The 11,523-nt window shown below is 70.5% G+C and carries 11 protein-coding genes; 5 read left to right on the forward strand and 6 right to left on the reverse strand.

Going from position 1 to position 11,523, the window contains the following annotated elements:
* The first annotated feature begins 44 nt into the window (after positions 1 to 44).
* On the forward strand, positions 45 to 737 hold the full coding sequence (locus tag QZV94_RS17835) for a YafY family protein (protein WP_293679734.1): 693 nt from the start codon (positions 45 to 47) through the stop codon (positions 735 to 737).
* A gap of 18 nt (positions 738 to 755) precedes the next feature.
* On the opposite strand, the gene QZV94_RS17840 is transcribed toward QZV94_RS17835, so the two are convergent.
* The 3 genes from QZV94_RS17840 to QZV94_RS17850 form a co-directional block, all read right to left on the reverse strand.
* On the reverse strand, positions 756 to 1,046 hold the full coding sequence (locus QZV94_RS17840; RefSeq protein ID WP_293679739.1) for a hypothetical protein: 291 nt from the start codon (positions 1,044 to 1,046) through the stop codon (positions 756 to 758).
* A gap of 72 nt (positions 1,047 to 1,118) precedes the next feature.
* Positions 1,119 to 1,619 carry an Hsp20 family protein gene (locus tag QZV94_RS17845; protein WP_293679741.1) on the reverse strand — a complete coding sequence of 167 codons (501 nt, stop codon included), beginning with the start codon at positions 1,617 to 1,619 and terminating at the stop codon, positions 1,119 to 1,121.
* A gap of 162 nt (positions 1,620 to 1,781) precedes the next feature.
* Positions 1,782 to 3,530, reverse strand: coding sequence for an adenylate/guanylate cyclase domain-containing protein (locus tag QZV94_RS17850; protein ID WP_293679744.1), 1,749 nt, complete (start codon positions 3,528 to 3,530; stop codon positions 1,782 to 1,784).
* A 277-nt stretch (positions 3,531 to 3,807) separates the two neighbouring features.
* On the opposite strand from QZV94_RS17850, the gene QZV94_RS17855 reads away from it, so the two are divergent.
* Entirely contained in the window at positions 3,808 to 5,568 is a 1,761-nt protein-coding gene (locus tag QZV94_RS17855; RefSeq protein ID WP_293679748.1) for an amidohydrolase family protein, read from the forward strand.
* Positions 5,569 to 5,583: 15 nt separating this feature from the next.
* On the opposite strand, the gene QZV94_RS17860 is transcribed toward QZV94_RS17855, so the two are convergent.
* Positions 5,584 to 6,978, reverse strand: a complete 1,395-nt coding sequence (locus tag QZV94_RS17860; RefSeq protein ID WP_293679751.1) for an amidase — start codon at positions 6,976 to 6,978, stop codon at positions 5,584 to 5,586.
* 396 nt (positions 6,979 to 7,374) lie between these two features.
* On the opposite strand from QZV94_RS17860, the gene QZV94_RS17865 reads away from it, so the two are divergent.
* The 3 genes from QZV94_RS17865 (at position 7,375) to QZV94_RS17875 (ending at position 10,170) form a co-directional block, all read left to right on the forward strand.
* On the forward strand, positions 7,375 to 7,815 hold the full coding sequence (locus QZV94_RS17865; protein WP_293679754.1) for a hypothetical protein: 441 nt from the start codon (positions 7,375 to 7,377) through the stop codon (positions 7,813 to 7,815).
* Positions 7,816 to 7,957: 142 nt separating this feature from the next.
* Positions 7,958 to 9,667: a GMC family oxidoreductase gene (locus QZV94_RS17870; protein WP_293679757.1), complete on the forward strand. Its 1,710-nt coding sequence runs from the start codon at positions 7,958 to 7,960 to the stop codon at positions 9,665 to 9,667.
* 374 nt (positions 9,668 to 10,041) lie between these two features.
* The gene (locus QZV94_RS17875; protein ID WP_293679762.1) at positions 10,042 to 10,170 is read left to right on the forward strand and encodes a hypothetical protein; all 129 of its coding nucleotides are present in this window, start codon (positions 10,042 to 10,044) and stop codon (positions 10,168 to 10,170) included.
* A 204-nt stretch (positions 10,171 to 10,374) separates the two neighbouring features.
* On the opposite strand, the gene QZV94_RS17880 is transcribed toward QZV94_RS17875, so the two are convergent.
* Positions 10,375 to 11,001 (reverse strand): glutathione S-transferase family protein, encoded by a 627-nt coding sequence (locus QZV94_RS17880; protein WP_293679764.1) that lies wholly within the window; start codon positions 10,999 to 11,001, stop codon positions 10,375 to 10,377.
* 171 nt (positions 11,002 to 11,172) lie between these two features.
* A partial coding sequence (locus QZV94_RS17885; protein ID WP_293679767.1) for a hypothetical protein occupies positions 11,173 to 11,523 on the reverse strand: 351 nt, incomplete at its 5' end.

The raw sequence follows: 11,523 nt of genomic DNA on the forward strand, positions 1-11,523 counted from the left end.
AAATATAATGGTCAGGACAGCGAAATCAGCGCCTTACTTGGGAAATGTGGGTTCAGATCATCCAGATCCTGCGGCGCGGCCAGCGGCCGGTCACGGCCGACGCCATCGCCGAGGAGTTGGAGACTTCCAAGCGCACCGTCTACCGCGACATCGCCGACCTGATCGGCCAGCGCGCGCCGATCCGCGGCGAGGCCGGCGTGGGCTATATCCTGGAGGACGGATTTGACCTCCCGCCGTTGATGCTGACGCCCGACGAGGTGGAGGCTGCGGTGCTCGGCGCCCAGATGGTGGCCGCCCGCGGCGACCCGGCCCTGCGCCGCGCGGCCGAGGACCTGATCGCCAAGATCGGCGCGGTGATCCCGGAGAACCTGCGGCCGCTGGTGGTGGAGCCCTCTACGCGGGCCTCGGCCAGCTGGCGTTCGGCCCAGGACAACGTCGACATGGCAGGCGTGCGCCAGGCGATCCGCGCAGGCATGAAAGTCGTGCTGACCTACCGTGACGAGCAGGAGCGGGAGACCGAGCGCACCATCTGGCCGTTCGCGGTCGGCTACTACGAGACCAGCCGCCTCATCGTCGCCCACTGCGAACTGCGCAAGGACTTCCGCAGCTTCCGCACCGACCGGGTGACCGCCGCCCAGTTCACCGAGATCCGCTACCCCGACCGCCCCGCGAGTCTCCGCGCGCGCTGGCGGCGGCGGCAGGACGAGATGTACGCCGAGATGCGCAAGCGGGCCTGATCGGCGGAGATTCGGAGCCTATGCGTCCAGCCCCTCGCGACGGTCGAGCCGCTCCAGCGCCTCGCGGATGTCGGCGAGGGGCACCGGCTCGGCCGTGCCCAGCAGCCAGCGCAGGGTTGGCTGGTCCTGCACGGCCGAGGCGTCGGAGGCCCACGACGCCAGAACCGCGCGTTTCTCCTGGGCGTCCAGAAGCGGGTCCTTCAACACGTCGCGCGGATGGGCGAAGCCGACGGCCGGCCTGAGCCAGCGCTCCAGCGCCGCGCCCAGGCCCTGGGTTTGGATGAGCTGTTCGGAGGTTGCGAGCCGCATGCTGTGACTCCTGGCTTGGTCCTTTCAGACAAGGGGCCGGGCGCGGCATGGCGCCCGGCCGGTGATGACGCCTCAGGCCAGCGCCGGCGCGCGCCGCTTGGCCGCCGGCTTCAGGCCCTGCAGGCCCTTGAGGAATGGCCGCTCGGAGCGGATCTCGATCCGCCGCGGCTTCAGCGCGTCGGGCGCCTCGCGGACCAGATCGATGCTCAGCAGGCCGTGCTCGTAGCGAGCTCCCCTGACGACGACATGGTCGGCCAGACCGAAGCGTCGCTCGAAGGCGGCCGCGACGATACCGCGATGCAGGTAGGACCCGGCTTTCACCGCCGCGCCGGCCGCCGCAGGCCGCCCGGTGACGATCAGCAGGTTGGGCTGGGTGGTGATTTCCAGGTCATCCTGCGCGAACCCAGGCGTAGCCAGGGTGATCCGATAGGCGTCCTCGCCGGTCTTCTGGACATCGTACGAAGGCCCCGTGCCGCCCTCATCGCGGCCCACAGCGGCCTCGACCAGGTCGCTCAGGCGATCGACGCCGATCATCGAGCGGTAGAAGGGGGAAAGGTCGTAAGCGGTTCTCATTTCCATCTCCTCAGCGAGCAAGTTGGACATGAGGGGCGCCCGGAAGCATGGGGCCCCCTGACTGCGCCGGACCCTTTCGGCGCCCGGCGGCAAGGCAGTTAGAAACAGCCTTCGCCGGTTCAAGGGCGCCGGCGAAAATTTCTCGCAGGCGCCCGATACGCCTCAGGCCCGCGTCCGCCGAAGCCGATAGAGCGGAAAGACGCCGTACCCCTTCGGCAGCTCGACCTGTCCGACATAGTCGCAGATGAAGTCGTGCGCCGGCTCCATCGCCAGAATCGCGGCGAAGGGTTCGGTGACATAGACGCTGCCGGGCGGCGTCACCGGCTCGATCCGCGCCGCACGGGACACCTCCGAGCCGTAGAAGTTCGGCCGCTCGGTGACTGGATCGATGTCGAAGTAGGTCGGGCCGAAATGCAGCGCTATCCGCATGGCCGCGCCCTGGCGCAGGCCCAGCTGGCGCGGGTCCACATCCTTGAAGGTGTCACAAAGGTCCAGCGCGGCCTCGGCTCCCGACAGCACGGTTTCGTACACGACGTACAGCGCGTCGCCCCAGGTGTTCTTGTGCAGCACCGAGCTGGCGTGGCGGTTCAGGCAAGCCGCTGCCCGCGCCATGACCTCCTGCTGGAACAGCGGCAGGAAGCGCTCGTCCAGCCGCGCGAAGCCGGGGAAGTCGGTGAACATCAGGCCGTACGCGCCGCGGGTCACCTCGCTGGTCATCGTTGGGCGCGGCATCTGCGGTCGGGCCAGCGGCCCCGTCTCGATCACCACCGAGCGACCGCCGGTATCGTGCCACGCCCGCAGGTCGGATCGTGTCTGCGCGCCGGTCCCGGCGGCCTCCTCGACGATGGCCAGCTGCAGCGCCTCGCCGTTGAGGTGCCGCGCGCGCAGCCGCGCCATGCCCATGGCGACCCGCGAGCCGTAGGCGAATTGGCCCTGCCCGCCCACATGGCTCATGCTGCTGGCGAAAGTGACCGAGGTGGCCGCCTCGCGGCAGGCGGCGTAGCGGTCCATCCAGCGGCCGCCCGCAGGCTGTACCGACTGGGCCAGGAAGTCGGCCTCGGTCACGGGGAGGACGATATGCAGCTCCGCCCTGTGGGCCAGCAGTTGCTCGGCGATCAGGATGTCGCTGCCGGCGGCCAGCGAGCCGTAGGCGAACCCCACCCGTTCGGCGACCAGCGCGGCGCGGACGCGGGCGGCCAGCGCGGCCTCTGTCTGCGGGTCGCCCAGGAAGATGTGGCCGCGGTAGGTGACCACGCTCGGCGGCCGGATCAGGGTGAGCAGGTCCTGGGCCTCGGCCCCGCCCCCGATCACCTCGATCAGTCGCCGCAGCTGCAGCACGGTGGTCGAGCGTGCGCCGACGTCGGCGTCCGCCGCCGCCAACGCCGCGGCCAGCGCAGCGCGCGCGCCGGCCATGTCGCCCATCACGAGGCGCGCCTCGGCGAGCGTGGCAAGCGTGTAGTAGCCGGGCTCCGGATCGGCGTCCGCGTGCCGCACCGCCGCCTGCGCCATCTCCCGCGCGAGGTCCGCGGAACCGACGATGAGAGCCAGCGTCGCGGCGTTGATGGCCGGATAGGCGTCGGCCGTGCGGTCGTAGACAGAGGCGTAGAGGCGGCAAGCCTCCAACAGCATGGCCTGATCGCCGCCATCCCGGCCCGCAAAGCCGGCGTCCTTCAGGAGCCGCGCCCGTAGCGACAGCGCATCGACGTCGTTCCGTCCGCCCAGGCCATAGGCTTCGTAGAGGCGCAGCGCCCTTTCATGGTCGCCCAGCCTGGCCAGGGTCAGCACCTCGAGATAGTCGAGCGCCGGCCCCTGGGCGTCGTCGGTGCGCTGCCTGGCCAGGTCGTAGGCCGAGAGCAGGTCGCCGCGTGCGAGGGCCGCCCTCACGGCCGCCACCGCCTTCCTCTCCGACATGCGACGCCCCCCGAACCGGCCGGGACTTTCCGACCGCTTGGGCGCCGGCGCAAGCCCACAACTCCCCCATCGGACGGATGTGAAAGCGGCCACTCGAGGATGACGGTCGTTCCCTCGCAGCATGGCCGGGCCGAGAATTTTGCGCGCGATGGCGAAATCCGTTGGCTCCGACCGGACGCGGCCGCAACATGGGCCCAATAGTCCACGCCGGTCCCGAGGTCGCGGCGCGTCCACAGCCTGGAGCGGTGGCCGACCCGATCTCCCGAGGAGTTCGCCAATGCACGATCTGGTCATCCGCAACGGATTCATCGCCGACGGCACCGGCGCGCCGCGCTATCGGGGCGACGTGGCCATCGACGGCGGCGTGATCACGCAGGTCGGGGAGGTGAGCGGTCCGGCGCGGCGGACCCTCGACGCCGGCGGCCGCCTCGTCACGCCGGGGTTCGTGGACATCCACACCCACTATGACGGCCAGGTCTCGTGGGACCAGGTGCTCGCCCCCTCGTCGATCAATGGCGTCACCTCGGCGGCCATGGGCAACTGCGGCGTCGGCTTCGCCCCGGCGCATGCCGACAAGCACGACTGGCTGATCTCGCTCCTGGAAGGCGTGGAGGACATCCCCGGCACGGCGCTGGCCGAGGGCCTGACCTGGGACTGGGAGAGCTTCCCGGACTATCTCGACGCCATCGGGCGGCGTTCCTACGCCATCGACCTTGGCGCGCACGTGCCGCACGCGGCGCTCCGGACCTACGTCATGGGCGAGCGCGGGGCGGACAACACCGAGGTCCCCACCGAGCGCGAGATCGCCCGTATGGCGGACCTGACCGGCGAGGCGCTGGAGGCCGGCGCGCTGGGCTTCTCCACCTCGCGCACCTACGCCCACCGCAGCCGCGACGGCGCCAACATCGGCACGCTGACGGCCGGCGCCGACGAGCTCCTGGGCATCGTCGCGGCGCTCCGGCGCACCGGCAAGGGCGTCATCCAGCTGATTTCCGACGCCTACCTCACGGCCGACGACGACTTCGCGCGCGCTGAACTGGCCCTGATCCGCCGCATGGCCGAGACCAGCGGCCGCAAACTGTCGTTCACGGTCCAGCAGGTCGACGAGGCGCCCGACCGCTGGAAGCACATCTTCGGCGAGATCGACGCCATGACCGCCGACGGGCTCGACATTCGGGCCCAGGTCGCGCCGCGGCCGGTCGGCGTGCTGCTGTCGTTCGCCTCGACCACGAACCCGTTCCTGATCACGCCCACCTATCGGCGGATCGCGGCGGAGGCCGGCTCGGTCGCGGCGCGGCTGGCGGCGCTGGCCGACCCGGCGGTGCGCGCCGCCATCCTGCAGGAGCATGAGGGCATCCGGCCCTCAAGCGGCTTCGCGGCCCTGCTCACCCACGGCTATTCCCGCATGTTCCGGATGAGCGACCCCGTGGACTACGAGCCCGACGCCAGCCAGTCGCTGGCCGCCGAGGCGGCCCGCGCGGGCCGCGACGTCGCCGCCTTCGCCTACGACACCCTGATGGAGGAGGGCGGTCGCCGCCTCCTCTACATGCCGCTGGTCAACTATGCGCGCGGCAACCTCGACGACGTCCACGGGATGATGAGCGGCCGCCACACCCTGTTCGGCCTGTCGGACGGCGGCGCGCACTGCGGCACCATCAGCGACGGCAGCTTCCCCACCACGACGATCAGCCTGTGGACCAAGGGCAGCAAGTCCGGCCTGAAGCTTCCGCTGGAGGCCCTGGTCCACGGCTACACCCAGCGCAACGCCCAGCACGTCGGCTGGCATGACCGCGGCGTCGTCGCGCCGGGCTACCTCGCGGACCTCAACGTGATCGACATGGACGACCTGGCCCTCAGCCCCCCGGCGATCGTCCAGGATCTGCCCGCCGGCGGCACCCGCCTGCTGCAGTCGGCGCGCGGCTACGCCTACACGATCAAGTCGGGCGCGGTGACCTTCGAGAATGGCGTCTGGACCGGCGAAACCCCCGGCCGCCTGCTGCGTGGCGAGCGCGCGCTCGCAGCCCCGGCGTTCGCCTAGCGCCCCCGGGAAGCCTCACCGCGGCTCGATCGGCGTCAGCGCCGGGATGGCCGCTTCGATCGCCTCCGCCGCGGCGAGGCAGAGGTCCTCGCGGAAGCGCGGGCCGATGATCTGCACCACCTGGGGCCGACCACCGGCCACGCCGACCGGCACGGCGACCGAGGGCAGCCCCAGCAGGTTCGGGGCCACCACCATCCGCAAGGCCATGATCCAGGCCTCGCCCCAATCGGGTTCCAGGTCGGCGCCGATCGTCCAGGGTGGCGCGGTGGCGATCGGCGCCAGGACCAGCGGGGCCTTCCGCATCATCGCGCTCCAGGCGGCATAGAGGCCCGCGCGCGCCTTCATCGGGTCCGCCATCGGCGTACCGCCCGCCGCGATCCACGGGGCGTTGAACTGCCGCCACAGGCGTTCGAAGTCCGCTGAAAGGAAACCCGGCGGCGGCGTCGCGGCCTCCTCCAGCCGGCCGAACCGCTCCATGGTCTGGAAGTAGGTCTCGGACACACGCTCCAGCGCAGGCGCGTCGCCTGCCTCCACCACGTATCCGGCCTGGCCCAGGAGCTCCCCGGCGCGCCGCACCGCCGCGGCGATATCGCGGTCGACGCCGAGGCCGCCCGGGTCTTCCACCATCGTCACGCGAATCGGGGTCGGCGGCGGCGGGCCATCGAACGGCGCAGGCGCGTGCCACGGGTCGCCTGAGTGAACCGGTCCGCACATGGCCTGCAGCGCCAGGCGAAGGTCCTCCACCCGCCGCGCGATCGGGCCGTGCACGGCCAGCAGCTGGAATGCGAAGGGCGTCGCGCCGCCCGATACCGGGACGCGGCCGTGGGATGGCTTCAGCGCCGCGACCCCGCAGCACTGCGCCGGCCAGCGCAGCGAGCCGGCGCCGTCGTTGCCGATCCCCAGCGGCGACATCCCGGCCGCGACCGCCACGGCGTCTCCGCCGCTCGAGCCGCCCGGCGTCCAGGTCCCGTCCCAGGGGTTGCGGGTCGCGCCGCGCAGGGCGTTGTCGGTGTGCCAGCGCATGCCGAATTCCGGCATGTTGGTCCGCGCGATAGGGATCGCGCCCGCCGCGCGGAGCTGGGCTATGTGCGGCGCGTCGCGGCGCGGGGCCGCGTCGCGGAACGCCGCCACCCCCTGGGTCGTAGCCGATCCCGCGACGTCGATGTTCTCCTTGACGGTGATCGGCACGCCGCAGAGCGGCCCCAGCGGGTCGCTCGTCCGGATCGCCTGGTCCGTCGCATCCGCCGCCGACAGCGCCGTCTCGGCCAGCACGACGGTGACCGCGTTCAGCCGCTCGTTGGCGGCCTCGATGCGCGCGAGGTGAGCCTGGACCACCTCCCGGCTGGAGACGTCCCGCCGCCGGATCGCCCCGGCCAGCTCGCCCGCACCCATTCGCCAAAGCTCGGTCATGACCCGCCTCCCGGTGCCTCTGGAAAGCGGCGACTAACGGCCGGCGTGATCCGGCACAACCGGAAAAAACAAACAAAAGGCAACTAATACAATCAGTTATGGATCGGATCAGGTGGGATTTGATGTCAAGGGGCTAAATCGCCAGCGCCGCCGCCACATGCGGACGTGACGGCCCAGGGCCCGGCGGCAGTTGAAGGCGCCCACCAACGCCTGTCATCCCGGCCGGAAGCCCGCTTGCGGGCTGTAGAGCCGGGACCCAGGGGGTTCAGGTTACGCGGCCGCGACTGGGTCCGGCTCTCCGCGTCGCTGTGGCCGGGACCACGGCTTATGGGTAGGAGCCACCGGGGCCGCTGATCCACGCCTTGTTCTTTCTTCGTTCCGGCCCATCTCTACACGGTGAAACCCCGCGTCCCGTACAGCCCACACGTCGTCGACCGCATCTGCGCCGGCCTGGAGGAAGGCCGCGGCCTGCGGCGCCTCTGCCGCGAGCCCGGCATGCCCACCCGCGCCAGCGTCATGCGATGGCTCAAGACCCGACCCGACTTCGCCGATGTCGCCGCGCTCATGCGCCGGATGAGCGGCCTAGGCCGGGCCGGTCGCCCCAGCGGCTACCGGCGCGATCTCGATTATGCCATCTGCGAGCGCCTGCTCGCCGGCGAGCCCCTGCGCACCGTCTGCCGCGACCCGGCCATGCCCAGCCGCTCCACTGTCCACGCCTGGATGCGCCGCGACCCGGAGTTCGCCCGAGCCATCGACATGGCCCGCGAAATGGCCGCCTGGGCCGCCGCCGAAGCCCGCGGCCCCCCACCAACCCCCCGCCGGCCCGTCGGCTTCTGATCGAGCCAACCGGCGTCGGCTGACCCAGCGACCGCTTCGGCCGGCTTTCCGGTGACAACCGCGGTGCATGCCGCCAAGTTGGCGGCGAGCTAGCGCCGCGCCGTTGCATGGCCGGCGAAACGCGCATCGTCAGGAGACACCGATGAGCCAACCGATCGAGGCGGACTACATCGTGGTGGGAGCCGGCTCCGCGGGCTGCGTCCTGGCCAATCGGCTGACAGCCGACGGAAAGACCAAGGTGCTGCTGCTGGAAGCCGGTGGCGACGACCGCCCCACCCGGAACCTTCCGCAGTTCATGTCGAACGTGATGGTCCACGTGCCGGTGGGCTACGCGCAGACGCTGAAGGATCCCAAGGTCAACTGGCTCTACACGACCGAGCCGGACCCGGGCATCGACGGGCGCCAACACGTCTGGCCCCGTGGCAAGGTGCTGGGCGGTTCATCCTCCATCAACGGCCTGCTCTACATCCGCGGGCAACATGCCGACTACGATGGCTGGCGCCAGATCGGCTGCGAGGGGTGGGGCTGGGACGACGTCTATCCCTACTTCCGCCGCGCCGAGCACCAGGAACGGCAGGGCTCGGAGGCGTGGCACGCGACCGGCGGCCCGCTCAACGTCTCGGACGTGACCACCACGCACCCCGTCTCCGATGCGGTCATCGAGGCCTGCGCCGAGGCCGGCATCCCGCGCAACGACGATGTGAACGGCGCCGAGCAGGAGGGCGCGGCCTACTACCAGCTGACGGTCAAGAACGGACAGCGGTGTTCTGCCGCGGTCGCCTACCTGCACCCGGCCATGAGCCGGCCCAACCTCAGGGTCGAGACCAACGCGCTGGCCGGCAGGATCATCTTCGAGGGCAAGCGCGCGGTCGGCGTCGAGTACGTCCAGCGCGGCGTGAAGCGGCTCGCCAAGGCCCGTGCGGAGGTGCTTCTGGCCGGAGGCGCCGTCAACTCGCCACAGCTCCTGCAGCTGTCCGGCGTGGGCCCTGGCGGCCTTCTGCGCCAGCACGGGATCGAGGTCGTCGCCGACCTCCCCGGCGTGGGTGAGAACCTGCAGGACCACTACGTGATCTCGATGCAGTACCGCCTGAAGGCGGGGGTCGTGTCGATCAACCAGCTGACCAAGGGCGGCCGCTTCCTGGTCGAGGGCATGAAGTTCTTGCTGCAGCGCAAGGGGGTGCTCACCCTCTCGGCGGCGCACATCGCGGTGTTCTGCAAATCGCGCCCCGACCTGATCGGGCCTGACATCCAGTTCCACGTCCTGCCCGCCACCATGGACGCCGATAAGCTGCTCAATGAGCAGAAGATGGTGCTGGAGAACCACCCCGGCCTGACCATTGCGCCCTGCCAGGTCCGGCCGGAGAGCCGGGGCCACATCCACATCAGGTCGCCGGACCCAACCGTCTATCCGTCGATCGCCCCGAACTACCTCTCCAATCCCCTCGATCAGGAGGTGGCGGTCGCTTCGCTGAAATGGGGGCGCAAGATCGCGCAGCAGCCGTCGCTCGCGCCCTACATCGATCATGAGATGACGCCAGGCGCCGGGCTCACGTCCGACGCGGACCTGCTCGACTTCGCCAGGATGGCCGGCTCGACGATCTATCACCCGGTCGGCACCTGCCAGATGGGGCGCGGCCCATCGGCTGTCGTCGATGCCCAACTGCGCGTCCATGGCCTGGAGGGCCTGCGGGTGGTCGACGCGTCCATCATGCCCAGGCTCGTCTCGGGCAACACCAACGCGCCCACCATCATGATCGCCGAGAAGGCGGCGGACATGATCCTCGCGCGAAACGGCGCCCCACCGTCGCGGTCCCAACTCAGTCCGGAACAGGACGCGCTTGCGACCAGCTAAGGTAAGGCGTCCCGCCTAATCCGGTCTTCCCGATCCGGGCCAGAGGATCTGCCCTTGGTCGGATGCGCGGAGGCTTCCCTCCAAGGGAACGAGCATGGCGCTCACGCGACTCAAAAGTGCGTGTGCGTCGCGGCTGCGAGGATCGGATAGCAGGGAAAGCTGTTCAAGGCTCAGGCCCGCTACGCGCATCACGCCGGCGCGGGGCGTGGGATGCCGGGAGCCGTCGTGCGAATCGATCGCCGAGATTCATTGCTGTTGGGCAGTGGCGCCGTCGCGGCGGGGGGAGGCGCTGCGGCGGCCCCACTGGCGACGAACACGCCTAAGCGGCCGCCTTTCGGTTCCAACGACTGGGCGCGGGTGCGCAGCGCGCCCGTTTGCGCGAATGGCGAGTGCTGGGCTCGGTGGCGCCCTATGCCCGGCCGCACGCTCGGCTGACGCCCAGCATCCGGAACACGCCCGAGGAGATCGAGTTCGCCCTGCGGGCCGTGCGCGCCATGGCCTAGGTGTGAGCTCCCGCTAGGTTGCCCATCGGTCCCGACGGGGGAGGCTGTTGTTGCGACAAATCACCGACCCTCAAGGGACGGGATGAACCTGCATGGGCCTGCCCGCGCGACCCCGCTGGGGCGCCCGAGGCCACGATCTCCTCCTTAAGGGGGAGGGGGGCCGCGGAACGCGGCGGAGGGGGTCAATCCAAGCCTCGCACCTAGCTAGGCTGCGAGCCCCTCGTGCGAGCGGTCGAAGGCGCGCTTGTACGCGTCGCGGGCCGTGGTGCGGGCTAGGTAGGCTTGTTGGGCGTCGCTGAGGACGAATCCCGCGTGGTTCGCGCCCAGGTTCAGCGCGTAGGTCACCGATATGTCGGCGGCCGTGAACCTGTCGCCGGCCATGTAGGGCGTGTCTGCGAGGCGCCGCTCGACGAGTAGCAGCCGCCGCTCGACGCACTCGCGCGCCCAGCGGGCGCCCCAGTTGTCCCGTTCCGGCTCGGGAGCGATGAACGCGCTCACCAGCGGCGTCATCATCAGCGTCGCCAGGCCCGCTTCGCCCATGTGGAGGAACTGCTGGTAGGCGGGGAAGGCCGGATCGTCGGGCGTCGGCTGCAACGGCGTGGGCCCGTACCGGCCCATCAGGTACTCGAGGATCGCCACGGACTCGACCATGGTGACGTCGTCGTCCTGGATCGCCGGCAGGAAGTCGCCGGGATTGACAGCGAGCCACGCCGGATCCTTGTTCGCGGCCAGCATGTCCACCTGCCGCACGCGGTAGGGGAGGGCCATCTCTTCCAGCAACCAGACGACCCGCAGCGACCGCGAGGTCTGCCCGCCCCATACGGTGATCATCGTCCTCATCCTCCGTCCGATCCTGGCTGCAAGACGCGCGGCGCCCGTGGCATCCGACATCCGGGCGGATGGTGTCGCTGACACCTGGGGGTGTCGGATCAGGCGATCTTGCCGGCCGGCATCCAGGCACGTCTATCGCGCCGCCGGCGCGCCGTCCGCTACCCGTCGCACTCAGGAAGTTAGCTGCATCGGACCAACGGTTGGGAGGTAGAGGACGGCATCCACCTGGCCCTCCAACCTGACCTCGGTCGTGGCGTTGTACATGTGGGCCACCGACCAGGGGCGGTCGAACAGGCCGGCGGGCGCGCCGGCGACCGGGAAGATCACGGGATGGCGGAACGCGCCCAGGGCCGCGTTGAGCGTATCACGCCCATAGGCGAAACGCCTGGGCAGGTCCGGGAATGGCTGGGAATCCTCCCCGCCGCCCCAGATCATCCAGAGCGAGAACACGCGGAGCCCCTGCTCCGTGGAGAGGAAGTGGCCGACGCTGGGCGTGCAGCCGCCCCCCGGCCCGGTAGCACC

It is taken from the genome of uncultured Phenylobacterium sp., from assembly GCF_902826855.1.
GTDB lineage: Bacteria > Pseudomonadota > Alphaproteobacteria > Caulobacterales > Caulobacteraceae > Phenylobacterium.